We start from the raw sequence: 24,569 nt of genomic DNA, 5'->3' as shown, positions 1-24,569 counted from the left end.
GCTTTCACCCTCTGTGGGAGGGCCTATGTGAACTGGAACATGCTCGCGTCCAGCTGTCCCGGTGCGATGCCAATCAGCCAGACGGCGCTTCCTGCCGAGTCTGTGATGATGGTCGTGTTGATCCCGGCGACGTAGGTTTCGGCGGCCTGAACGTCCGCGAATGAATGCAGCGATGTGCCGGCGAAATTGATCAGGTCGTTGACACCGCCAGTGTTGAAGTCCTGGATCACCATCACTTCGGAATTGGTGTCGTTGATGGTGAAGACATCCGAACCACCGCCGCCCCAGGCGTAGTCGACTCCGCCCCCACCGCTGATGATGTCGGCGCCGGAGCCCATCAGGAAGACATCGACGGCGCTGCCGCCCGTGACTGTGTCGCCGCCGTCGGAGCCGTAGACGTAGTTCTGGCCCGAGCCGCCGTAGATGACGTTGCCGTCGGCCTCACTCGACGAGATAAATATATTGAGACCGGAGCCGCCGTACATCGTGTCGACGCCGGTGCCGCCGTAGAAATAGTTCGTTCCGGCTCCGCCGTAGAGCACGTCGGCGCCGGCTTCACCGTACATGACGTTGATGTCGGAAGAGGCCAGTCCGCCCGCGCCATCCAGCGTGTCGTCGCCTGTTCCGCCAAACAGATAGTTCGACCCGGCGTCGCCGTGCAAAGCATCGTTTCCATCAGCGCCGATCAGGATGTCGTTGCCGTAGCCACCGAACATCGCGTCGTTGCCGCCAAGCCCGTAGAGATAGTCGTTGCCCCAGTAGCCGTAGAGCGTGTTCGGGCCGGCCTCGCCGATCAGAGTATCGTTCCCCAGGCTGCCGATCGCGACCTGGATGTTGTAGACGCCATCGTGGCCAACCTGCGGCCCAATGGCGTAATGCGCGCCGAGGTCGAGGGTGACCCCGCCGCCGACGCCTGAATAGCTGATGGTGTTGATGCCGGTGCCGCCGTCGAACGTATCGTTGCTGCCATCGTCGAGACCGGCGGACAGATAATCGTTGCCGTCGCCGCCGTTCAGCGTGTCTGCTCCGCCATTGCCGTAGATGATGTCGTCGCCGGCTCCGCCGTCCATGACCTGCGACGCGGAATTGCCTGGTATGATGTCATTCGATGCTGTGCCGGAAACCGATGCGGACGTCCCTCCGTTGGCGACGAATTGATGGACGCTGGTGCCCGACGCCGCGAACAATGAAAGGAACGGGCCGCCGGCCCTGTAGCTTTCACCCACATGGGTGCCGTCGACGAGATATGTGTCGCGGAAGTAGTCGAAGTCGCCCATGCCATAATTGATGAACTCCTCCTGGATGAACGCGACATCCGCGAGCGCGACATAGAAGAGCATCTCATCGGTGCCGGAAACACCCGCGACAAAATTCGATCCATAGCCAAAGTTGAACGCGACGGTGTCGTTGCCTGCTCCAGTGTTGATAAAGTCCGAACCCCCGCCGCCGTCGATGAAGTCGTTGCCATCGAGCCCATTGATCGTATCCTGTGCGCTGGTGCCGAGGAGGGTGTCGTTTCCGCTGGTGCCCTGGATGGTTGCCATTGTTCGCTCCGAGCTTCGGCATGAATGCCAATATGACTGCGTTACAAAATATTGAAGTTGCAGCCTCGTCTCTGCTTGCGATCGTATCGTTGCCAGTGTCGCCAATCAGTAAAATCAATGTGGTAGCGAAGCTCTCGTCATACAGAAGGATCGTTGCCGTCCCGCGGCAAATGACGGGCCGCAGTCTCTCAACCTCTCGTAGTATCCTATCGCGTGTCGAGCGCGACGGACAAGTAGGCGATTTCAGCTTGGGTTGTCCTTCGAGGGACATCACACACCTCTCACACCGGAGAAGCGGATGAGGAGTTTGTCCTGCGGGCAGTGACCCCTGGTCCGGTTCGCATCTTTCGATGCGAGCCACCCTGTCCGCAACGGGAGAAGGCAAGAGAACTGTGTTCGCCCTCCAACTTGAGTCTACACGCTACGCATTTGCCGTGACGCGGCATTGCGCCACACGGCGGTGACTTCGCGCTTGCCCGGCGCAAAGCGGAATGCGAGAGCTTTTCGCCTCAGGGAGAGAAACAATGAAAAAGCATACGCGGCGCGAATTCGGCGCCACCGCATTGTCTGTCATCGCAGCGTCCGTGCTGCCGGCGCCGTTCGTCCGGGCCGCCGACAAGAAGTATGATCCCGGCGCGAGCGACACCGAGATCAAGCTCGGCCAGACCGTGCCGCATTCCGGCCCGGGCTCGCTTTATGGCGTGCTCGGCCGCGTCGGCGAAGCTTATTTTCAGATGCTGAACGACAAGGGCGGCATCAACGGCCGCAAGGTGAAATTCCTCACCATGGACGACGCCTACAGCGCGCCGAAATGCGTCGAGGCGACGCGTCGGCTGGTCGAGCAGGAGGAGGTGCTGGCGCTCTACGGCTCGCTCGGCACCGCGCCGCAGACCGCCGTCCACAAGTACCTCAACTCGAAGGGCGTGCCGCAACTGCTGCTGAACACCGGCGCCTCGAAATGGAACGATCCGAAGAACTTCAAATGGACCATGGCGGGGCTGCCGCTCTATCCGACTGAAGCGCGCATCCTCGCCAAGCACGTCGTCAGCGTGAAGCCGGACGCCAGGATCGGCATCCTCTACCAGAACGATGATTTCGGCCGCGACTTCCTGGGGCCGTTCAAGAAGGTGCTGGCCGATGCCGGCGGCAAGGCACAGGTGATCATGGAGCAGACCTACGATCTCACCGATCCGACGGTCGATTCCCAGCTCATCAATCTCTCGAAGTCGGGCGCCGACGTGTTCTACAACATCACGACCGGCAAGGCGACGTCGCAGTCGATCCGCAAGGTGGCGGAGCTCGGCTGGAAGCCGCTGCAGCTGTTGTCGGCGGGCTCGACCGGCCGTTCGATCCTGAGCGCTGCGGGGCTCGAGAACGCCAAGGACATCGTCGCGATCCGCTACAACAAGGAAGTCGGCGTGCCGCGCTACGAGAAGGACCCGGACGTGGTCGCGTTCGAGGAGCTGCGCAAGAAGTACTTGCCGAACATCGACCCCGACAACACCATCGCCTTCGCCGGCTATGGCCAGGCGGCGACGATGGGCGAAATCCTGCGCCGCTGCGGCGACGACCTGACCCGCGCCAACGTGCTGAAGCACGCCACCACGCTGGCCGGTTTCCACTCGCCCTATTTCCTCGACGGCATCAACTACAGCTATACGCCCGACGACTACACGCCGATGAAGACGCTGTACGTCTCGATCTTCAACGGCAAGGATTGGGACCTCTCCGGCGAGCCGATGACGGAGTAGGGGTAGGTACACGCTCTATCCCCGTCATTGCGAGCGGAGCGAAGCAATCCATCGGTCCCCTCGGGGAGAGATGGATTGCTTCGTCGCTTCGCTCCTCGCAATGACGGCGGCGAGGAGTAGGGATATCCTCCTGCCACCTGCCGCCATTTCCGCCGGCCCTCGACGAAGCCACCTGAACCGCCTACCTGTTGGGCGTGTCGACGCTTGATCTCTTTTCCGTCCCGCCGTCGGAAACGGCCGACCTCTTGCCGCGCAGGTTTCGCGACTGGTTCGCCTCACGCGGCTGGTCGCCGCGCGAGCACCAGCTCGCGCTGCTGGCGAAAGCGCGTGAGCAGCGTTCCGCGCTGCTGATCGCGCCCACGGGCGCAGGCAAGACGCTGGCGGGGTTCCTGCCGACGCTGGTGGAGTTGAGCGGGGAGGGCGGAGAGAGAGACGGAAAGTTTTTGCCGGATACTCGATCGCCACCTCCCCCCTTGCCGGGGAGGTCGACGCCCGTCGACGCGCAATCGCGCGTCATAGGGCGGCGGGAGAGGGGTACGCCGCTTGCTCCGAACGATACGGCCTACCCCTCTCCCCAACCCTCCCTCGCAAGGGGGGAGGGAGCCCCGCCAGCGAGCGCTGCGGAGCCAAGAAAGACGCTCATCTCCACCGGCCGCGGTCTCCGCCGCTCCAGCGGGCTGCACACGCTTTACATCTCGCCGTTGAAGGCGCTCGCGGTCGACATCGCGCGCAACCTCGAGATGCCGGTTGCGGAGATGAGCTTGCCGATCAAAATCGAGACTCGCACCGGCGACACGCCGGTGTCGCGGCGGCAGCGGCAACGGCGCTATCCGCCGGATATCCTGCTCACCACGCCGGAGCAACTGGCGCTGCTGCTCGCCTCCGACGACGCGCCGTTCCTGTTCTCGTCGCTGAAGCGCATCGTGCTCGACGAGCTGCATGCGCTCGTCACCTCCAAGCGCGGTGATCTGCTCTCGCTCGGTCTCGCGCGGCTCTGGACCATCGCGCCGCAGGCCCGTGCCATCGGCCTCTCGGCGACGGTGGCCGAACCCGAGCAGCTCGCGCGCTTCCTGGTGCCGCAGCCGGGCGGCGAGAACGCATCCGCCGACGTCGTCACCGCCGGCGGCGCCGCGCCGCCGGTGGTCGAGATGCTCGACACGCGGGAGCGGCTGCCGTGGTCCGGCCACGGCGCGCGCCACGCGCTGCCCGAGGTCTATGAGCTGATCAAGCGCAACAAGACCACACTGGTGTTCGTCAACACCCGCAGCCAGGCCGAGATGCTGTTCCAGGATCTCTGGCGCATGAACGACGACGGGCTCGCGATCGCGCTGCACCACGGCTCGCTCGACGTCGCACAGCGCCGCAAGGTCGAGGACGCCATGGCCGCGGGCCGGCTGCGCGGCGTGGTCTGCACCTCCTCGCTCGATCTCGGCGTCGACTGGGGCGATGTCGACCTCGTCATCAATATCGGCGCGCCCAAGGGATCGTCGCGGCTGATGCAGCGGATCGGCCGCGCCAACCACCGCTTCGACGAGGCCTCGCGCGCCGTGCTGGTGCCGGCCAACCGCTTCGAGGTGCTGGAATGCGCCGTCGCGATCAATGCCATCGCCGAGAATGCGCAGGACACGCCGCCGCTGCGCACCGGCGCGCTCGACGTGCTGGCCCAGCACGTGCTCGGTTGCGCCTGCGGCAAGCCGTTCCTGTCGGACGAACTCCATGATGAGGTGAGGACCGCGGCGCCTTATGCAGCGCTGTCGCGCACTGATTTCGACGATGTGGTCGACTTCGTCGCGACCGGCGGCTACGCGCTGAAGACCTATGAGCGTTTTGCGCGGATCAAGCAGGACAAGCAGGGCCGCTGGCGCGTCACCAATCCGAAGGTGCGGCAGAGCTACCGCCTCAACGTCGGCACCATCGTCGAGGACACCATGCTGAAGGTGCGGCTGGTGCGCTCGCGCGCCGGCGGTTCCGGATCGACCGGGGCGATCGCCCGCGGCGGCCGGATGCTCGGCGAGATCGAGGAGGTCTTCATCGAGGGCCTGGTGCCCGGCGACACCTTCGTGTTCGGCGGCGAGGTGGTGCGCTACGAGGCCCTGGTCGAGGACCAGGTCTATGTCTCCCGCGCCAATGATAAGGATGCAAAGGTGCCGTCCTACATGGGCGGCAAGTTCCCGCTGTCGACCTACCTCGCCGAACGCGTCCGCAAGCTGCTCGACAACAGCCGGGCCTGGAAGGCGCTGCCGGATCAGGTGCACGACTGGCTGTCATTGCAACGAAAATTCTCGCGGGTGCCTGCGGTGCATGAGCTGCTGGTCGAAACCTTTCCGCGTGGCGGCAGCCACTATCTGGTCTGTTATCCCTTCGAGGGGCGGCTGGCGCACCAGACGCTCGGCATGCTCTTGACGCGCCGGCTGGAGCGCGCCCGCGCCCGTCCGCTCGGCTTCGTCGCCAATGAATACGCGCTCGCGGTCTGGGGCGTCGGCGATCTCTCCTTCATGATCCGGCACGGCAAGCTCGATCTCAACGCGCTGTTCGATCCCGACATGCTGGGCGACGACCTCGAGGCATGGCTTGCCGAATCCGCGCTGATGAAGCGCACCTTCCGTAACTGCGCGATCATCTCGGGCCTGATCGCACGCCGCTTCACCGACGAGGAGAAGTCGCGCCGCCAGGTGCTGTTCTCGACCGATTTGATCTACGACGTGCTGCGCAAGCACCAGGCGGACCACGTGCTGCTGCGCGCCGCGCGCGGCGATGCCGCCACGGGATTGCTCGATCTCCGCCGCCTCGGCGACATGCTGTCGCGCATCCACGGCCGAATCACCCACAAGGATCTCGACCACGTTTCTCCGCTTGCCGTCCCCGCGCTGCTGGAAATCGGCCGCGAGTCAGTTTATGGCGAAGCATCCGACGAGCTTCTGGCCGAGGCGGCCGAGGAACTCGTGCGGGAGGCGACATCCTGACGCTGGCATTCTGGGGAGCGGGACGTGACGGCAAGCGCGCTGGCTTTGCGAGACGGTGACGACATGCGCGTTGCGAGGGTCACGGTGGCGGATGTCGGCTTCGTGGCGGATTGCTCCGGCGCGCTGTTCTGGGAAGAGCAGCGGCTGCTCGTGGTCTCCGACCTGCATCTGGAAAAGGGCTCGAGCTTCGCGGCCCGCGGCGTGCTGCTGCCGCCCTACGACACGGCGGCGACGCTGAGCCGGCTCGCCGCCGTGATCGCAAGGCACGATCCGCGGCAGGTGATGGCGCTCGGCGACAGCTTTCATGATCGCGATGCGCATGCGCGCCTGTCGGAGCCGGATCGCGAAGCGCTCGCGGCACTCCAGATGCGGCGAAACTGGATCTGGATCGCGGGCAATCACGATCCGGCGCTGCCGTCCAGTCTCGGCGGCATGGTTGCGACCGAAGTTGCGATTGGCCCGATTGTGTTCCGTCATGAGCCGACCGGCGCACCCGGCGAGATTGCCGGCCACCTGCACCCCAAGGCGCGGGTGCCGACCCGCGGTCGCTCGATCGAGCGGCGCTGTTTTGCCAGTGACGGCGAGCGCGCGGTGATGCCGGCGTTTGGCGCCTACACCGGCGGCCTCAGTGTCCGCGACGCGGCATTCGCGCGGATCTTCGGATCGTCGGGCTTCATGGCCCATGTGCTCGGCGACAACCGCGTGCATGCGTTCGTGGCGTCGCGGTGTTATTGAGCTCACTTCGTCATTCGGGGGCGCGCGAAGCACGAGCCGGAATCCATTTATCCGGGTGATGCGGCATGATGGATTCCGGGCTCTCGCTTCGCGAGCCCCGGAATGACGGTGAGTAAATCCTACGCCGCCTTCGCCTGCACCGTCTCGCAATATTCCGCGAGCCGATCCGCCAGCCGCAAGGTCGCGGGGCGGGCTTCGGGGGCAGCGACGAGGGCGACTTCGGTCCGCTCGATCGGGGCAAAGCCGTCCTTCGCCGTCAAGACGCGGTGCTCGGCCTGGATCGACATCTCCGACAGAATGCTGAGCCCGAGGCCCGCGGCGACCGCGGCCTGGATGCCGGCGAGGCTGGAGGAGGTGTAGGCCATGTGCCAGTTGCGACCTGCGCTCTCCAGCGCATGGATGGCGTGGGCGCGATAGAGGCAGCCCGAGCCGAAGCCGATCAGCGGCACCGAGCCGATCGTCGTGTCGCGCGGGTGGCTCTTGCTCGTCACCCAATGCACGCGTTCCGGCCACACCGCGATGCCGCCTCTCTCGCTGGCCGCACGCTTGATCAGCGCGAGGTCGAGGTCGCCGCGCTCGAGATCGCGGTACAAATACAGGCTCTGGCCGGAGCGCACGTCGAGGCGCAAATTCGGATGGCTGCGCGAGAAGGTCGCGAGCAACCTGGTCAACCGGTATGCGGCAAAATCCTCGGTGATGCCGATCCGGATCGCGCCTTCGCTGCCGGGGCGCGACACCACATCCCGCGCCTCCTCGGCGAGCGCCAGCAGCCGCCGCGCATAGGTCAGCAGCTGATCGCCGGCCTCCGTCGGGGTGACATCCTTGCCGCTGCGGATCAACAGCGGCTGGCCGACATCCTCCTCCAGGCGCTTGATCTGCTGGCTGACCGTCGATTGCGTGCGGTGGACGCGCTCGCCGGCGCGGGTGAAGCCGCCGGCATCGACCACCGAGACGAAACTGCGCAACAGCTCCAGGTCGAGCATCGCAGCCTCCATTCATAAATCCACTGGATGCTAGTCTATCATTTAATTTCCAAATATCAAGGCGGCGGCCTAGATCATGGACGAAGGAGAAATTCCATGTCCGCCGCATCCTCGATTGCCGCCCCACGCGCCCGCTTTAACACCCTGCCGCTCTTGATCGCGCTGTTCTGCCTGCTCTGGAGCTACGCGTTCGTCGCCGGCAAGATCGGCGTCACCGATTGTCCGCCGCTGATCCTGCTGGCGGCGCGGTTCTCGCTCGCCGGCGTCCTGATCCTCGCGATCTCCTGGCTGCGCAGCGACAAATGGGATCTCAGCTGGCGTGACGCGGCGGTGTTCGCCGTGATCGGCGTCGCCAACAACGCACTCTATCTCGGCCTCGGCTACACCGGCCTCAAGACCGTTTCCGCCGGGCTCGGCGCGCTGATCGTCTCGGCTAACCCGGTGTTCACCGCGATGCTGGCGGCGCTGTTGCTCGGCGAGAGCATGACCTTGCGCAAGGTGGTTGGCCTCGTGCTCGGCATCGTCGGCGTTGCCTTCATCGTCTGGCATCGGATCAAGGTCGGCAGCGACAGCCCGCACGGCATCCTGTTCACGCTGGCTTCGCTCGCCTCGATCGTCGCCGGTACGATCCTGTTCAAGCTGCTGGCGCCGAAGGGCAGCCTGTGGATCGGCAATGGCATCCAGAACATTGCCGGCGGCCTCGCGGTGATGCCGTTCGCCTTCACGCTGTCCAGCGTCAGCGACATCGTACCGAGCATGCGCCTTGCCGGCGCCTTCGCCTTCCTCGTGCTCGGCGGCTCGATCCTCGCTTATCTGCTCTGGTTTCATCTCCTGAAAGTGTGTGGCGCGACCGCCGCCAGCGCCTATCACTTCCTGATGCCGCCGCTCGGCATGCTGTTCGCCTATCTCGTGCTCGGCGAGCATGTCGAATTGCGCGACCTGCTCGGGATCGTTCCGGTCGCGCTCGGCATCTATCTGGTGACCCGCCCCGCGGCCGCCGCAGCGCCCAAGTTCGCCTGACCCGCGCGTGCGGCGGCCAACAGGTCCCCGGTTTCATCATAGGAACCTTGGCGGTATCCGGCTCGTTGTCGCGACGGCCGGAACCGGGCATGACGCAGCACAGAAAGACCTCGCGAAGGCAGAATGGCAAATCCGCCGACAAGGCGGCGCAGCGCCAGCCGTTCAGCGTCCGCAACGTCCTGAAGACGCTCGGCCCCGGCCTGATCACCGGGGCCTCCGACGACGATCCCTCGGGGATCGGCACCTACAGCCAGGCCGGCGCGCAACTCGGCTACGGCATCGGCTGGACCATGCTGCTGACCTTCCCGCTGATGACCGCGATCCAGGAGATTTCCGCGCGGGTCGGCCGCGTCACCGGCCATGGCATCGCCGGCAACGTCTGCAGGCACTATCCCGGCTGGCTCCTTGCTCTGGTGGTGTTGCTGCTGTTCATCGCCAACACCATCAACATCGCCGCCGATCTGTCGGCGATGGCGGACGCGACCAGGCTGCTGATCGGCGGTCCGGCTATCGTCTATGTCGTGCTGTTCGGCGTGACCTCGGTGGCAGCACAGATCTTCATGAATTACCGACGCTACGTCGCGGTGCTGAAATGGCTGACGCTCAGCCTGTTCGCCTATGTTGCGGCGCTCGCCTTTGCCAAGGTGTCGTGGACAGAGGTGCTGGCCGGTGTGCTGCTGCCGCGCGTCACCTGGAGCGCGGACTATTTCACGACCATCGTCGCGATCCTCGGCACCACGATTTCGCCCTATCTGTTTTTCTGGCAGGCCTCGCAGGAGGCCGAAGAGCAGCGGGTCGATCCCAACAAGCATCCGCTGATCAGGCGGCACTACGGCGCACAGCGCGAATTCTCGCGCATCCGCGCCGACACCATCACCGGCATGGCTTTCTCCAACCTGATCGCGCTGTCGATCATCGTCACTGCCGCGGCCACGCTGCATGCGGCCGGCAAGACCGACATCCAGACCTCGGCGCAGGCCGCCGAGGCGTTGCGCCCGATCGCCGGACCGTTTGCCGAGGTGATCTTTGCGCTCGGCATCGTCGGCACCGGCCTGCTGGCGATCCCGGTGCTTGCCGGCGCGACGGCCTATGCGGTCAGCGAGGGACGTCGATGGCCGGTCGGACTGGCGCGCAAGCCGAAGGAGGCGATCGCGTTCTATTCGGTGCTGGCGCTGTCGGGCGGCATCGGCATCGCGCTCAATTTCACGCCAATCGATCCGATCTCGGCACTGTACTGGAGCGCGGTCGTCAACGGCGTGCTCGCGGTGCCGGTGATGGTGCTGCTGATGTTCATGGCCCGCCACAAGGAGGTGATGGGCCGCTTCGTGATCGGCGCGTGGCTCTACTGGCTCGGCTGGCTCTCGACCGGCGCGATGGCGCTCAGCGTGATCGCAATGGGGATCGGATTCCTTCTCTAATCTTGCCTCTGGTCTGTAGGTTGTGGAGCGAAGCGATTACCCATCAATTCTGCGGCAGCACGCTATGCCGGTCCACCCAACCTGCGCGTCTAATCTTTCCTGAACACGATCGAGGCCATCCAGCCGGTCATCAGCGCCATGAACGCGGTGACGAGGCCGTAAACCAGACCGTTCTGCCGCGCGGTGGTGGCGACGAACTGTTCGAAGCCGATCTTGACGATCTCGAACGCGCTCTCGGTCTTGGTCACCAGCGCGCCGTCGGAGAACAGCTTGATCTCGACATTGTAGGTGCCGATCGGCACCTCGGCCGGCAGCGGAATGCCGGTGCGGAACAAAGTCGGCGTCAGGAACGTCACCGCCGAGGTCGCCTCGCGATACAAGCCGTGCTCGGAGCGTAGCCGGACGAACGCGCTGCGGAACGGATCGTTCGGCACCACGTCGGCAAAGTCGGGCCCGACCCGCTGCATCAGCAGCACGTTGTTGAGCCCGAGCTGCTGCCGCCGCTGCACATCCGGTGAGGCGATCTGGTCGAACGGGCGATTGGAGAACAGCGCAAGGTACCCGGGGACTTGCAGGAACTGGCGCGAGTCGGTGTTGATCCAGATCCCGAATCTACGCTCCTTGCGCCGCGTCACCATGTCGGCGCGCGGGCCGGACACCGTGACCACGAGATCGTAGTTCGTGCGATTGGACGGCGTCTTGTCGTCCTTCTCCACCGAGCCGAACAGCACGAGCTCGCCGCCGGAATAATTCGGCGTCACCGTGACGCGGTGGTTGGAGACCGACACGATCAGCCGCTCGGCATGAGCGGGCGCCGCCGCCAGGGTGGCGACGATGAGGCCGATGGTCGCAAGCGGCGCGCAGAGCCTCATGGCGGGGCTCCGCCGGTTTCGCGGATGCTGTAGGGGTCCTGCGGCCGGATCACCAGCTCGACGGCAAAGCGGATGCCGACCGCGAGCACCAGGAGGCCGAGCAGCAGGCGCAGGTGCTCGCCGCGGATCTTCTGGCCGGCGCGGGCGCCGAACTGCGCGCCGGTGACGCCGCCGATCATCAGGATCAGGGCCAGCACGGCGTCGACCAGATGGTTGGTCACCGCGTGCAGCAGCGTGGCGAACACCATGGTGACGAGGGTGAGCACCATCGAGGTGCCGATCACCGTCGAGGTCGGCACCCGCAGCACATAGATCATCAGCGGCACCAGGATGAAGCCGCCGCCGATGCCCATGACCGCGCCGATGAAGCCGATCACGAGCCCGACCACGACCACCGGGATGACCGAGAGGTAGATCTTGGAGCGCTTGAAGCGCAGCTTCAGCGGCAGGCCGTGGATCCAGCCGTGGCTGCCGGGCTTGCGCAGCGCGACCGGGCGGCCGCCGCGGGCACGCAGCATCGCGCGCAGGCCTTCCCAGAACATCAGCCCGCCGACCGTCGTCAGCAGGATGACGTAGGACAGCGCGATCATCAGGTCGAGTTGGCCGAGCGAGCGCAGGAAGGTGAAGGTCCAGACCCCGAGCGCGGTGCCGATCGTGCCGCCGACCAGCAGCACGGCGGCCAGCAGCGGGTCGATCGCCCGCCGGCGCCAATAGGAGATCGCGCCGGAGAACGAGGAGGCCGCGATATGGCTGGCGACGGAAGCCACCGCGACCGCGGGCGCGATGCCGACGAAGATCAAAAGCGGCGTCATCAGGAAGCCGCCGCCGATCCCGAACATGCCGGAGACGAATCCGACCGCCGCGCCCATCGCCAGGATGAGGAAGACATTGACCGGGATGTCGGCGATCGGGAGGTAGAGCTGCACGCGCGTCGCTTCTTGTCGGTTCGCCGCATGCTGGGGGCGCAAGGCCGCATCACGGCGTGATGTCGTTCGGGTCGGGCATTCTCCGGCTGAACGAATCCGGTCGGCGCGCAAGACGCAGGCGAACGCGGGTCGATTGCCGCAGTCCTGCATAACCGATATCGGCGGAGGGAGGGACTAAAGATTCCGTCTCGGACGGCATTTTTCGCCGCACCTGCTCGTTGGGCTGCGCACGTGGTTGATAATTCAGATTAATGACGTGGCGTTGGCTCAGGGCCGGTCGACCGGCTTGGTGATCAAGTTGAGCGCGAGCGCTTCCTTCGAGCTCAGCCAGCGGATATCCGAGGTCTGCGACATCGCCTCGACGATCCCGGAGGCGACGCCCATCTTGGTCATGTAGCCCAGCACCATGCCCTGGATGCGCTGCGCCTCGGCGAGCGGATCGCTGACCGGTGCGCTGGTCGTGAAGCGATGCACGCCGAGTCGCGAGCCTGCGATGCCATAGCGGGTCACACCGCCGGCATAGACCAGGACGCAGGCGCTGGCGCAGGCGGCGGGACGGAGCCTGCCCGTGGCATCGGCAGTCGCCACCGCAGTGACAAGCCCGTGCGAGCGGATCACCTCGCCCATGATTGCGGCCTGGTTCAGCGCACCGCCCGGCGACGACAGCAGCACCGCGTCGCCCGGCGCGAGCCGCGCCTCGCTGAGCCGGTCGCGGAGCCAGCTCGCGCTGGCCGAGCCGATCTTGCCGCTGATCGCCAGCGCCCGCCGGCCACGGCCCGACCCGTCAATGTCGGCGTCGGGGATGACAGCTGACGTCATGCTCGCTGCGATATAGGTCTCGCGCCAGAAGTCCCAGGCGCCCGGACGCGACAGGTCGCGATAGGCCTGGATCGCGACGCTCGACAGCAGCAGCACGAAGATGATGATGGACGGAAACGAGAACCGGAAGCCGCCGCGCGGCGCTGCCGTGTTCCCTTGCGGAGACCGAGACGGCGAGGGCGGCGGATCCTTCGGGCGCGCGGCAAACGGGGACGGGGTCTGGCGCGGCGGCGCGACGCGGGGACCGGTCGGCGATGAACGGTGCCCCGTTCCATCCTCCTGACGATCGTCGACAGACAAGCCTGACCCTCCGGAACGCGTGCGCAATCGGCGCGGGACTGCGCGCCTGTCTACACGGCGGAAGGGGGGACGGACAATGCAGCGGCGCCGTCAAGGCACTGCCACTCTTGTCGTCCTAGAGCCTTTCCCGTTCCGATAGATCGGAACGGGGCTCAAGACTCTTGTATTGACGCGTTTTCTTCACGCGAACCGGTATCCACTTCGCTCGAAAACGCTCGGCATGATCCGGAAAAGTGCGAAGCGGTTTTCCGAAAAGATCGTGCTCAAACAAAGGGCTAGAGCGCGATGACGATTCAGCTAAATCTCATCGCGCTTTAGTGGGCGGGAGCGGCGAGCGCCGCGGTTCGCTTCGACGGTTGCCTGACGGGCTTTGCCGCCGCGGGCTGCGCGGGGGCGCCGTCCCAGCCGCCGGCCGGGGCCGGCACGTTGACCGCATCGCTCGGCTGCGGCTCGGGGGTGAAGGTCTGGATCGCAAGCTTCGCGGCGGCCAGCGACTGCGGGTCGAGCCGCTTGGCGATATCGTCGCGCTTGTGACCGGCGTCGGCATCGCCCTGCGCGGCGGCGAGGCTGAACCATTTGAAGGACTCGGCGAGGTTCTGTTCGACGCCGATGCCGCGCGCATAGAGGATGCCGAGGTTGACCTGACTGTCGGCGACGCCGCGATCGGCCGCCTTGCGGAACCATTGCGCGGCGCTCTTGTAGTCGGCGCCCTTGCCGCCGCCGTCGGCGTCGAGCACGGCGAGGTTATGCATCGCCTTGGCGTTGCCGCGCTCGGCCGCCTGCACGTAGTAGCGCCGCGCCACGTCGAAGTCGCGCTTCACGCTGAGGCCCTTCTCGTAGAACGTGCCGAGCCGGAACATCGCCGGCACCACGCCGGCCTGCGCCGCGCGGCCATACCATTTGGCGGCCTCGTCGACATTCGCGGCCACGCCCTTGCCCTCGGCAAAGCGGACGCCGACCTCATAAGCCGCGGCGGCATCGCCCTTGATCGCGGCGCTGCGCAGCGCCGGACCGCCGATCGCGTCGGGCAGCTTCTCGCCGGCCGGAATCTGGACCAAGGCAAGCTTGCCGCCGAGCGGCGGCGCGGTCGGAATCGAGCCGGTGATGTCGCTACTGGCGGCGACCGGTGGCGCCGCGGCCGGCTCCGGTGCCGCGGAAGGTGCGGGCGCCTGAGGGATCGTCACCTGCGCGCTATCGAGCGTGTTCGGCGCCGCCGTGTTGTTGGACTGGCGGCCAAGCGGGGTCGGCGAGGTCATCGACGGTCCGGGCGTGCCGGACGGCATAGCCGGTGCGGGGGCGGGTGCGATCGAGTTCTCGGCAGGCGGCTGCGCGGAGGGCGCGGCCGGCTCGCTGTGCTCGATCGCCGGCACCTGCGGCGCCGAACTGGTGTCGAGCAGGTTCATCGCCATCTTGACGGTCGAGAGCAGGATCACCACCACGCTCGCGCCGACCAGCAGCGAGCGGATCTTGGAGGTGATGCTCGAAGGCTGTGCTTCCGGCGCGCCAGTCGCCGAAGCGCCGGTCGCGGGGGCGCCGGCCTTGGCGGCAGCAGCCTTCGCAGCCTTGTCGGCCTTATCCTTGGCCTTGGCGGCGGCCTTGTTCGCTGCGCGCGCCGCCTTCTCGTTGACGGGTTGCGCGGCGGCGGCCTGCGCGGCGCGGCGCGCGGCGGCGATGAAGCTCGACGTCGAGACCGGCTCTTTCTTGCCGGCGGGGAGATCAGAGATCGCGCGCTCGGAATCCGCGATCCGCTCCGACGGCGATGACATGCGGCCCGAGGGGCGCGTGCCTGGCTCGAGCGGATGATCCGGCGGCAGTTCCGGCGCGATCGCGGTGCGTGCGGACGCCGCATGCGGTTCGAGGATCTCGCTGATCGCGCGCGGCGGCAGCGGCGGGGGGGCGGTCTCGACCGGCTGCGCGGCATGGAATTCGCGCGGCGCGGACATGAAATGCTCCTGCGCCAGCGCAGGATTGGGCAGTTCGGGCCGGTACGAATCAGGCTGGTGGGATTCGGGCTGGTACGCTTCAGCCCTTGGCTGCGCGGTCGGCTGCGGCATCGCCGCGCGCGGCGCTTCGATCCGCGGTTCTGCATAGGCAGGCGCGGGGGGAGTCGGCGGCGGCGCGGTACGCACCGTGCGCAGGTCATTCTCGATCATCGCCAGCCGATCGACGACATGGCCGAGCGTGCTGTGCACAGTCTCCAGCGAATCCTGGGTGCGGCGATCGGTCTCCGACTGGCTGAAGCGGATGTCGGACAGTTCGCGCTTCACCAGATCGACGATGCCGCTGTCCATCATCGGCTGCGGCGAGGAGGCGTTGATGTTGCCGCGGGCGGCGTCGGCGAGTGAGGCGATGTGGGCGTGCTGCGCCTCGAGGTGCCGCATGATGTCATGCAGCCCTTCCTCGACCCGGCCGAGATTGCCGGAGCGCTGGTCGGCGGACTCCAGGCGCTCGAGCAGATACGAGACGCGCTGCTCGAGATGGGTGAACGCCGATGAGCTGTCGTTGCCGACCTGCAAGCGGTCGATCCGCTCCGACAGGGTGCGCATCGCGCTTTCGATCGCGTCGGTATTGTCGGCGCCGGCCGGCCGCTCGCGGCCTTCGAGCGAGGAGGCCAGCGCGGCAATGCGCTGCTCGATCGCGGCGAAAGCATCGCCGTGAGTTTCGGCGCGCGACATCTGCGACAGCTGGTCGACCTTCGCCGACAGCGCATGCACGTCCCCGGAAAGCTGCAACAGCGCGTCGTTGGAGGCGACGTTGGAGACGATGGCGCGCAGTGCCGCGATCGCGCTCTCGAGCTGACGCACCGTCGACGGATCGTCGTTGGCGCGCAGGATCATGTCGAGCTTGGCACCGAGATTGCGGATCGCCTCGTCGTAGCCGGTGAGCTGCTCGGCGGGCGTCAGCGTGCGCAGCGCCTCGCGGATTTCCGACAATGCGCGTTCGACGCCGGCGATCGCCTGGCCCTGGCCGTTGCTGCCCTCCCGGCGGATCTCGTCGATCCGGTGATGCAGCGAGCGGACTTCGTTCTCGATCGATTCGATCGCCCGGCGCGGCATCGCCTCGGTGATGGCCTGGCGGATTTCCGCAAGCTCGCCACGGAAGGCCGCGATCGATTGCTCGATATGGTCGGGTCGCTGCAACGCCTCAATCTGGCTCGTGATCTTGAGCAAATAACGCTCGAGCGAAGAGAAGTCGGGGCCGGCCGACGCAGGCGGCGGCGCGTAGGCGGCCATCGGCGGCGCGCTGGGCGGCGGCATCTGCCGCGGGGCCGGGCCATCGAGCTCGTTCTGGCGTGCGGCGATTTCCGCGATCGCGGAATCGAACGACGCCGGGCTCAGCGGCGGCGAAGGGCGATAGACCTGCGCGGCAGCGCGCTCCACCGCCTCGGTCTGGCGCTGCCATTCCTGCTGCTGGCGATCCGGCATCTGCGGCTCCCGCTGCATCTGCGCTTCACGCACCGGCTGGGGCTGCTGTTCGCGCGGCGGCTGCGGCCGCGAGATTTGCGACAGCCGCGCATCGAGGCGCGAAATCGCATCGTTCAACTGTCGTGCGACGGCGGGCTGGCCCCGCGGCACTTCGGCGCGCACGGTTTCGGCGCGCGTCAGCGGCTTTGCGATCTGTTCGATCTGGCGGGTGATTGCGTCGAGCCGCTGGTGGATATCGGCGACTTCGCGGCTTTCCCGGCTCGGCATCGGTTGCCGTTGCTCGGAGGCGGTGCGCCAATCCGGCGGGCTCGGTTCGCCGACGGTGGAATTGAGCCAGTCGTTGAGCGGCATGCCCGCACGGCGCGCAGCCGCCTCGGCCCTTTCGCGGACGGAGGGATCGATGCCGTCAACACTCCACGATACGCGCGAATTCATGATTCCGTCCGGTCCCGACTCCGGCGCCATACTCTGCGCCCGCAGCCTCCCCGCGCATTCCCGTTAAGAGACAATCGAATTCTGCGCTGGTCGTCTGCTTCAGCTGCTGACTTTTTCCCGTCACGGTAAATAACGGGTTAAGGAATGCAGCCGACGGGCCTTAAAGTTAGGGAATTGCGGAACCTGTTGCGCCGGATCAGGACAGGCCTTTCGTTTCCGGGCAAGCGGATTCCGGGGGTGCGCCGGCGCGCGCAAAAGCCAAACTTGCGATTGTTTCTAGCCGTTGCTTTCGCGCTTGCCGTCGTCGAGCGGCAGCACATTGTTGCTGCGGCCGGACATCGCCGACAGCGCGTCGAGCGCCTCTTCGCACCATTCCACCACCATGCGCTCATGGCGCATCCCAAGGCGCAGGCTGAGCATCTTGCCGACATCGGCCGGCGGCGCGGTGCCATCGGGGAAGCGCTTGTTGAGCAGGCGCTCATAGCGCTCATAGCGGTCGCGGTGATGTTCCAGCCGCGCCATTAGATCGGTGCGCAGCGGTTCGATGTCGACGCAGTCGAGCGCATAGAGCCGAACCAGCAAATCGTCCTTGATCGAGGGCGGAACGCTCGGCCGTGCCGCCCAGTGCTTCAGCGCCGCGCGGCCCTCGGCCGTCAGCGTGTAGACCAGCTTGTTGGGCTTGCCGGATTGCACCACCTCGCGGCCCTGGACATGGCCCTTGTCGCGCAGCCGCGAGAGCTCCCGGTAGATCTGCTGATGGTCGGCCTTCCAGAAGAAGCCGATCGAGGCGTCGAACGTCTTGGCGAGCTCATAGCCCGTCATCGGACGTTCCGTCAGGCAGGCGAGGATTGCGTCACCGAGTGCCAACGCCCACCTCCATCTCAGTTCCCAAATCGGCCATTCCCGAGTTCGCTTGACTTTATGCGTTACTGTGCATATGCGTCAATATGCATATGGTGATCGGTGCACCGCCTTGTCGCGCGCGACCGATGTTCAGGCTTCCAACCCCGCCGCAGGAGACGTCCGAATGAGCAAGCCGGGCCTCGACAAGTGGTACGCCTATATGAAGTCCCACGACACGTCAGTGCTGTGGGATCTGCTGCATCCCGACGCGGTGTTCGAAAGTCCGGTCGTGCACACGCCGCAACGCGGCCGCGACATCACCTTCAAATATCTCACCAGCGCCGCCAAGGTGCTCGGCGGCCCGACCTTCAGATATCTCGGCGAGTGGCGCAACGATACCGGCGCGGTGCTCGAATTCGAGAACGAGATCGACGGCATCAAGCTCAACGGCGTCGACATCATCACATTCGACGGTGACGGCCGGATCACGCATTTCAAGGTGATGGTGCGTCCGCTCAAGGCGATCAACCTGCTGCATCGGATGATGGGCGAAGAGTTGATGAAGCAGAGCGGCGCAACGTCGCAATCGTAAAGCATGATCCGGAAAAGTGCGCAGCGGTTTTCCGAAAAGATCATGCTCAAACAAGGAGCTAACGCGCGATGACGGTTCAACCCAATCGCATCGCGCTTTAGTCGCGTTAGCACCTGCCGCGGACCTGCCGAACCGGATAAGGTCCGCTGCAACAAACCCAAGAACAAGCTGCAGAGCGTCGGCCGCAGATGCGGCCACGAGCCAGCCGGGAGATCAGCATGCCAACCTACAAAGCCCCCGTCGAAGACGTCAGCTTCCTGTTGAACGACGTTTTCCAGATCGATCGCTACGGCAATCTTCCCGGCTTTACCGATGCGTCGGCCGATGTGCGCGAGGCGATCCTCGGCGAAGCCGCCAAGCTCAGCGAAGAGGTGCTGCAGCCGCTCAATCGCGTCGGCGATCTCGAGGGCTGCAAGCGCAATGACGACGGCAGCGTCACGACGCCGAAGGGCTTCAAGGACGCTTTCAAACAGGTTGCCGAAGGCGGCTGGCTCGGCCTGTCGGCGCCGGCGGAGTTCGGCGGCCAGGGCCTGCCGGTGACGCTGTCGCAGGCGGTCAACGAATTCCAGATCTCCGCCAACATGGCGTTCGCGATGTATGGCGGGCTCACCATGGGCGCGACCGCGGCGCTCTTGGTGCACGGCTCCCCCGAACAGAAGAAGACCTATGTGCCGAAGATGGTCGCCGGCGAGTGGACCGGCACCATGAACCTGACCGAGCCGCATTGCGGCACCGATCTCGGCCTGCTCCGCACCAAGGCGGTGCGCCAGGCCGACGGCAGCTTCAAGATCACGGGCACCAAGATCTTCATCTCCGCCGGCGAGCACGACCTCACTGAGAACATCATCCATCTGGTGCTGGCGCGGATCGAAGGCGCCCCGGCCGGCATCAAGGGCGTCTCGCTGTTTGTCGTGCCGAAGGTGCTGGTCAACGCCGACGGCTCGCTGGGTGCGCGCAACGGCGTCAGCTGCGGCTCGATCGAGCACAAGATGGGCATCCACGGCAACTCGACCTGTGTGATGAACTACGACAACGCCACCGGCTGGCTGATCGGCGAAGAGAACAAGGGCATGCAGGGCATGTTCGTGATGATGAACGAGGCCCGCCTCGGCGTCGCCGTGCAGGGCCTCGCACAGTCAGAGGTCGCCTACCAGAACGCAGTTGCCTATGCGCGTGAGCGCCTGCAGGGCCGCTCGCTGACCGGAGCGAAGGAGCCCGAGAAGCCAGCCGATCCGATCATCGTGCATCCCGACGTGCGCCGTACGCTGCTCACCATCCGCGCCTTCAACGAGGCGGCGCGCGCCATGGTGGTGTGGACCGCGCTGAAAAGCGACGTCGCGCACCGCTCCAACGATCCCGGGGATCGTCAGGCGGCGGACGATCATATGGGCCTGATGACGCCGGTGCTGAAGGGCGTGCTGACCGATACCGGGTTCGCCAACACGGTGTCGGCGCAGCAGATGTTCGGCGGCCACGGCTATATCGCCGAGCACGGCATGGAGCAGTTCGTGCGCGATGCCCGCATCGCAATGATCTATGAAGGCGCCAACGGCATCCAGGCGCTCGACCTGGTCGGCCGCAAGCTGCCGCGCGACGGCGGCCGCGCGACGATGGCGTTCTTCGGCGAGGTCACGGCCTTCGCCAAGGAGCACGGCGCCGACGAGGCGATGAAGCCGTTCATCGCCCCGCTTTCCACCGCGCTCGGCCATTTGCAGCAGGCCACCGGCTGGCTGATGCAGAACGCGCTGACCAAGCCCGACAATGCCGGCGCTGCCGCGACCGATTACATGAAATTGTTCGGTCTCGTCGCGCTCGGCTACATGTGGGCGAAGATGGCCAAGGTGGCGCTGGACAAGGCCGCCGCCGGCGCCACGCCCTACCTCACCACCAAGCTCGTGACCGGCCGCTTCTTCATGGAGAGGCTGCTGCCGGAAACCGCCGTGCATCTGGCCCGGATCCAGAGCGGCAGCGCCACCACGATGGAACTGGCCGCGGAAGCGTTCTGAAGCGTTTTCTGGCGAAGTGGACACCGGTTCGCATGAAGAAAACGCGCCAAACAAGAAAGCCTTGAAAATTGCCGCCGCATTGCTGCGGCGGCGCTTCCTTCCGTATATATTATGATCCTCATATCAAGGAGGGCGTCATGCCTGAGGCATACATCTACGATCACGTTCGTACCCCGCGCGGCCGCGGCAAGGCCGATGGCGCGCTGCACGAGGTCACCGCACTGGCGCTCGCCACCGTGCCGCTGCAGTCGCTCAAGGAGCGCAACAATCTGCCCGAGGATTCCGTCGACGACGTCGTGCTCGGCGTGGTCGATCCGGTCGGCGAGGCCGGCTCCGACATCGCCCGCTTCGCGGCGCTGAACGCCGGCCTCGGCCAGAAGGTGCCGGGCGTGCAGATCAGCCGCTTCTGCGCCTCCGGCCTCGACGCGGTGAACTTCGCCGCGGCCCAGATCATGAGCGGCCAGCATGAGCTCGTGATCGGCGGCGGCGCGGAATCGATGAGCCGCGTCGGCATCGGCGCCTCCGGCGGCGCCTGGCCGATGGATCCCTCGATGGCGGTGCCGGCCTATTTCATGCCGCAGGGCATCTCGGCCGACCTGATCGCGACCAAATATGGTTTTTCGCGCGATGATGTCGACGCCTATGCGGTGCAGAGCCAGCAGCGCGCGGCGAAGTCCTGGGATGAAGGCCGCTTCAACAAATCGGTGGTGCCGGTCAAGGACGTCAACGGCCTGACCATCCTCGCCAAGGACGAGCACATGCGCCCGACCACGACGATGCAGTCGCTGGCGCAGCTGCAGCCGTCCTTCGCGGCGATGGCGGCGATGGCCGGCTTCGACGCGGTGGCGATCCAGTCGCATCCCGAGGTCGAGAAGGTCAATTACGTGCACCACGCCGGCAACTCCTCCGGCATCGTCGATGGCGCCGGCGCGGTGTTGCTCGGCAGCAGGGAGGCGGGCGCCAAGCACGGCCTGAAGCCGCGGGCGAAGATCCGCGCCTTCGCCAATATCGGCTCGGAGCCGGCGATGATGCTGACCGGCCCGGTCGACGTCACCGAGAAGCTGTTCGCGCGCTCCGGCATGAAGAAGTCGGACATCGACCTGTTCGAGCTCAACGAAGCCTTCGCCTCGGTGGTGCTGCGCTACATCCAGGCGTTCGACATCGACAATGCCAAGATCAACGTCAATGGCGGCGCGATCGCGCTCGGTCATCCGCTCGGGGCGACCGGCGCGATGATCCTCGGCACCGTGCTCGACGAGCTCGAGCGCACCAACAAGGAAACCGCGCTGGTGACGCTGTGCATCGGCGGTGGCATGGGCACCGCCACCATCATCGAGCGCGTCTGAGGCGAGGGGAGCGAGCAACATGGCTTACAAGAATTTCAAGTTCGACGTCGATGCCGACGGCATTGCGCTGGTCACCTGGGATATCCCCGGGCGTTCGATGAACGTGTTCGACGAGGTCTCCACGCAGGAGATCGGCGAGATCATCAAGCGGACGACCAGCGATTCCGCGATCAAGGGCGTCGTCATCACCTCGGCCAAGGAGGCGTTCTGCGCCGGTGCCGACCTCTCGATGCTCGAGGGCATGAACCGCGCCTACGCGCAGCTCTTCAAGGAGAAGGGCGAGGAAGCCGCGAACCAGATGCTGTTCGAGCAGAGCCGCCAGATGTCGCTGTCGTTCCGCGCGATCGAGACCTCGGGCAAGCCTTGGGTCGCCGCGATCAACGGGCTTGCGCTCGGCGGCGGCTTCGAGATCACCCTGGCCTGTCACTACCGCGTCGCAGCCGAGAACCCGAAGACCCGGCTCGGCCTGCCCGAGATCAAGGTCGGCCTGTTCCCCGGCGCCGGCGGCACCCAGCGCGTGCCGCGTCTCGTGCAGCCGGCGGATGCGATGCAGTTGCTGCTCAAGGGCGAGGCCGTCGATCTGGCGCGTGCCAAGGCGCTCAATCTGATCCACGCCGTGGTGCCCGCGGCCGATCTGATCAAGGCCGCCAAGGACTGGATCAAGGGCGGCGGCAAGGCGGTCGCGCCGTGGGACGAGAAGGGCTTCAAGCTGCCCGGCGGCCTGGTGTTCTCGAAGGCCGGCATGCAGATGTTCCCGGCTGGCAACGCGATCTATCGCCGCGAGACCTACGACAATTATCCGGCCGCGCGCGCCATCATGAGCTGCGTCTATGAAGGCCTGCAGTTGCCGATCGACGCCGCGCTGCGGGTCGAGTCGCGCTACTTCACCAAGGTGCTGCGATCGAAGGAAGCGGCGGCGATGATCCGCTCGCTGTTCCTGTCGATGCAGGAGCTGAACAAGGGCGCGCGCCGTCCGGCCAATGTGCCACCGACCAAGGTGAAGAAGCTCGCCGTGATCGGCGCCGGCTTCATGGGCGCCAGCGTCGGCTATGTCTCGGCGCAGGCCGGCATCGACGTCGTGCTGGTCGACCGCGACCAGGAAAGCGCCGAAAAGGGCAAGGGCCACGCCAAGACCGTGGTCGACGGCCTGATCGCCAAGGGCCGCATGAAGCAGGAGGCCGCCGACGCCATCCTGGCGCGGATCTCTGCGACAGCAGACTATAACGTGATCTCGGACTGCGACCTCGTTATCGAGGCGGTGTTCGAGGATCGCAAGGTCAAGGCCGACACCTATGCCAAGGCGCAGCCGCTGCTGAAGCCGGACGCGATCTTCGCCTCCAACACCTCGACCCTCCCGATCAATTCGCTGGCCGAGGAGTTCAAGGACCAGGGCAAGTTCATCGGCATCCACTTCTTCTCGCCGGTCGAGAAGATGATGCTGGTCGAGATCATCCTGGGCAAGAACACCGGCGACGTCGCGCTGGCGACCGCGCTCGACTATGTCCGCGCGATCGGCAAGACGCCGATCGTGGTGAACGATAGCCGCGGCTTCTTCGCCAACCGCTGCGTGATGCGCTACATCTCCGAGGGCAATGAGATGCTGCTCGAAGGCGTGCCGCCGGCGATGATCGAGAACACCGCCAAGATGGCCGGCATGCCGGTCGGGCCGCTGTCGCTGCAGGACGAGGTCGCGCTCGATCTCGGGCTGAAGATCACCAAGGCGACCGAGGCCGATCTCGGCCCCAACGCGATCGACCAGGCGCAGAAGAAGCTGATGGTCGAGATGGTCGAGAAGCAGGGCCGCTTCGGCCGCAAGAACGGCAAGGGCTTCTACGACTATCCCGAGAAGGGCAAGGGTCAGAAGAGCCTGTGGCCGGGGCTGGCCAATCTGCAGCCCAGGCAGCTCGATCCCGACACGCTCAGCGTCGAGGAGTTGAAGCAGCGATTCCTGGTGGTGCAGGCGGTGGAAGCCGCGCGCACCGTCGAGGATCACGTCATCACCGACGTGCGCGAGGCGGATGTCGGCTCGATCCTCGGCTTCGGCTTTGCGCCGTTCACCGGCGGAGCGCTGTCCTATATCGACTTCATGGGCACCAAGAACTTCGTCGCGCTGTGCCACGCCTTCGAGAAGAAGTACGGTTCGCGCTTCACGCCGCCGAAGCTGCTCGAGGAGATGGCGGCCAAGGGCGAGACCTTCTACGGCCGCTTCCCGCCGAAGAAGCAGGCGGCGTAAGCGCCTCTTCACTCCCTCTCCCCGTTCTCACGTCGTTCTCACGGGGAGAGGGTTGAGGTGACGGGCCGTCTCCGCATATCGGGTCAGAGCTGCGTTCGCCGAGGCTCCCCCTCACCCGGAACGCATCTGACGATGCGTTCCAACCTCTCCCCGCACGCGGGGCGAGGTGATGCCGCGTTCCGCTGCTCGACCTAAAGCAAAGTCATCGAACTCCAGCGTGCGACACGATCAAGCCGGTCATCGATCCGACTTGATCCTGTTGCGCGACGGTCACGGCGGTCAAAGTCCCGCCACGCTTGCTCCCCACTGGCACCACGCTGCTGGCATCACTCTTGCTGGTCGATCGAAGACGATCAGC

General features: G+C 65.8%; 16 protein-coding genes. 9 read left to right on the top strand and 7 right to left on the bottom strand.

Going from position 1 to position 24,569, the window contains the following annotated elements:
* Positions 1-23: 23 nt before the first annotated feature.
* Positions 24-1,649, bottom strand: coding sequence for a calcium-binding protein (locus ACVMB0_RS04440; protein ID WP_461345431.1), 1,626 nt, complete (start codon positions 1,647-1,649; stop codon positions 24-26).
* A gap of 419 nt (positions 1,650-2,068) precedes the next feature.
* Here ACVMB0_RS04440 and ACVMB0_RS04435 point away from each other — a divergent pair, with 419 nt between their 5' ends.
* From ACVMB0_RS04435 to pdeM, 3 genes are all read left to right on the top strand, one after another.
* The gene (locus ACVMB0_RS04435; protein ID WP_456751988.1) at positions 2,069-3,295 is read left to right on the top strand and encodes an ABC transporter substrate-binding protein; all 1,227 of its coding nucleotides are present in this window, start codon (positions 2,069-2,071) and stop codon (positions 3,293-3,295) included.
* 194 nt (positions 3,296-3,489) lie between these two features.
* Positions 3,490-6,258, top strand: coding sequence for a ligase-associated DNA damage response DEXH box helicase (locus ACVMB0_RS04430; RefSeq protein WP_461345430.1), 2,769 nt, complete (start codon positions 3,490-3,492; stop codon positions 6,256-6,258).
* A gap of 63 nt (positions 6,259-6,321) precedes the next feature.
* Positions 6,322-6,993: a ligase-associated DNA damage response endonuclease PdeM gene (pdeM, locus tag ACVMB0_RS04425; RefSeq protein ID WP_461345429.1), complete on the top strand. Its 672-nt coding sequence runs from the start codon at positions 6,322-6,324 to the stop codon at positions 6,991-6,993.
* A 119-nt stretch (positions 6,994-7,112) separates the two neighbouring features.
* On the opposite strand, the gene ACVMB0_RS04420 is transcribed toward pdeM, so the two are convergent.
* Positions 7,113-7,976: a LysR family transcriptional regulator gene (locus tag ACVMB0_RS04420; RefSeq protein ID WP_456751991.1), complete on the bottom strand. Its 864-nt coding sequence runs from the start codon at positions 7,974-7,976 to the stop codon at positions 7,113-7,115.
* 96 nt (positions 7,977-8,072) lie between these two features.
* On the opposite strand from ACVMB0_RS04420, the gene ACVMB0_RS04415 reads away from it, so the two are divergent.
* Both ACVMB0_RS04415 and ACVMB0_RS04410 read left to right on the top strand, forming a co-directional pair.
* Positions 8,073-8,996 (top strand): DMT family transporter, encoded by a 924-nt coding sequence (locus tag ACVMB0_RS04415; protein ID WP_456751992.1) that lies wholly within the window; start codon positions 8,073-8,075, stop codon positions 8,994-8,996.
* Positions 8,997-9,085: 89 nt separating this feature from the next.
* On the top strand, positions 9,086-10,414 hold the full coding sequence (locus ACVMB0_RS04410; protein ID WP_461345428.1) for an NRAMP family divalent metal transporter: 1,329 nt from the start codon (positions 9,086-9,088) through the stop codon (positions 10,412-10,414).
* An 89-nt stretch (positions 10,415-10,503) separates the two neighbouring features.
* Here ACVMB0_RS04410 and ACVMB0_RS04405 read toward each other — a convergent pair whose 3' ends face one another.
* The 5 genes from ACVMB0_RS04405 to ACVMB0_RS04385 form a co-directional block, all read right to left on the bottom strand.
* Positions 10,504-11,286 carry a TIGR02186 family protein gene (locus tag ACVMB0_RS04405; protein WP_461345427.1) on the bottom strand — a complete coding sequence of 261 codons (783 nt, stop codon included), beginning with the start codon at positions 11,284-11,286 and terminating at the stop codon, positions 10,504-10,506.
* Positions 11,283-12,212: a sulfite exporter TauE/SafE family protein gene (locus tag ACVMB0_RS04400; RefSeq protein WP_456751995.1), complete on the bottom strand. Its 930-nt coding sequence runs from the start codon at positions 12,210-12,212 to the stop codon at positions 11,283-11,285. The genes ACVMB0_RS04405 and ACVMB0_RS04400 overlap by 4 nt, the downstream gene beginning before the upstream one ends.
* Positions 12,213-12,479: 267 nt before the next feature.
* A complete protein-coding gene (locus ACVMB0_RS04395; protein ID WP_461345426.1) occupies positions 12,480-13,331 on the bottom strand; it encodes a COG3904 family protein in 852 nt (283 codons plus the stop codon).
* A gap of 314 nt (positions 13,332-13,645) precedes the next feature.
* Positions 13,646-17,191 carry a hypothetical protein gene (locus ACVMB0_RS04390; RefSeq protein ID WP_461345425.1) on the bottom strand — a complete coding sequence of 1,182 codons (3,546 nt, stop codon included), beginning with the start codon at positions 17,189-17,191 and terminating at the stop codon, positions 13,646-13,648.
* A gap of 276 nt (positions 17,192-17,467) precedes the next feature.
* Positions 17,468-18,058 carry a PadR family transcriptional regulator gene (locus ACVMB0_RS04385; protein WP_456751998.1) on the bottom strand — a complete coding sequence of 197 codons (591 nt, stop codon included), beginning with the start codon at positions 18,056-18,058 and terminating at the stop codon, positions 17,468-17,470.
* Between the two features lie 160 nt (positions 18,059-18,218).
* On the opposite strand from ACVMB0_RS04385, the gene ACVMB0_RS04380 reads away from it, so the two are divergent.
* From ACVMB0_RS04380 to ACVMB0_RS04365, 4 genes are all read left to right on the top strand, one after another.
* A complete protein-coding gene (locus ACVMB0_RS04380; RefSeq protein WP_461345424.1) occupies positions 18,219-18,626 on the top strand; it encodes a nuclear transport factor 2 family protein in 408 nt (135 codons plus the stop codon).
* A gap of 218 nt (positions 18,627-18,844) precedes the next feature.
* On the top strand, positions 18,845-20,632 hold the full coding sequence (locus ACVMB0_RS04375) for an acyl-CoA dehydrogenase C-terminal domain-containing protein (RefSeq protein WP_461345423.1): 1,788 nt from the start codon (positions 18,845-18,847) through the stop codon (positions 20,630-20,632).
* A gap of 137 nt (positions 20,633-20,769) precedes the next feature.
* The gene (locus tag ACVMB0_RS04370) at positions 20,770-21,978 is read left to right on the top strand and encodes an acetyl-CoA C-acetyltransferase (protein WP_461345422.1); all 1,209 of its coding nucleotides are present in this window, start codon (positions 20,770-20,772) and stop codon (positions 21,976-21,978) included.
* 19 nt (positions 21,979-21,997) lie between these two features.
* Positions 21,998-24,211 carry an FAD-dependent oxidoreductase gene (locus tag ACVMB0_RS04365; protein ID WP_461345421.1) on the top strand — a complete coding sequence of 738 codons (2,214 nt, stop codon included), beginning with the start codon at positions 21,998-22,000 and terminating at the stop codon, positions 24,209-24,211.
* The last annotated feature ends 358 nt before the right edge of the window (positions 24,212-24,569 follow it).

It is taken from the genome of Bradyrhizobium sp. USDA 4451 (genome assembly GCF_054822585.1).
This window is presented reverse-complemented; position numbering and strand designations above follow the sequence as displayed.

Coding starts and splice junctions, on each gene's coding strand:
- ACVMB0_RS04390 (WP_461345425.1), bottom strand. CDS start 17,191: ATGAATTCGCGCGTATCGTGGAGTGTTGACGGCATCGATCCCTCCGTC.
- ACVMB0_RS04405 (WP_461345427.1), bottom strand. CDS start 11,286: ATGAGGCTCTGCGCGCCGCTTGCGACCATCGGCCTCATCGTCGCCACC.
- ACVMB0_RS04415 (WP_456751992.1), top strand. CDS start 8,073: ATGTCCGCCGCATCCTCGATTGCCGCCCCACGCGCCCGCTTTAACACC.
- ACVMB0_RS04380 (WP_461345424.1), top strand. CDS start 18,219: ATGAGCAAGCCGGGCCTCGACAAGTGGTACGCCTATATGAAGTCCCAC.
- ACVMB0_RS04410 (WP_461345428.1), top strand. CDS start 9,086: ATGACGCAGCACAGAAAGACCTCGCGAAGGCAGAATGGCAAATCCGCC.
- ACVMB0_RS04370 (WP_461345422.1), top strand. CDS start 20,770: ATGCCTGAGGCATACATCTACGATCACGTTCGTACCCCGCGCGGCCGC.
- pdeM (WP_461345429.1), top strand. CDS start 6,322: ATGCGCGTTGCGAGGGTCACGGTGGCGGATGTCGGCTTCGTGGCGGAT.
- ACVMB0_RS04420 (WP_456751991.1), bottom strand. CDS start 7,976: ATGCTCGACCTGGAGCTGTTGCGCAGTTTCGTCTCGGTGGTCGATGCC.
- ACVMB0_RS04435 (WP_456751988.1), top strand. CDS start 2,069: ATGAAAAAGCATACGCGGCGCGAATTCGGCGCCACCGCATTGTCTGTC.
- ACVMB0_RS04375 (WP_461345423.1), top strand. CDS start 18,845: ATGCCAACCTACAAAGCCCCCGTCGAAGACGTCAGCTTCCTGTTGAAC.
- ACVMB0_RS04365 (WP_461345421.1), top strand. CDS start 21,998: ATGGCTTACAAGAATTTCAAGTTCGACGTCGATGCCGACGGCATTGCG.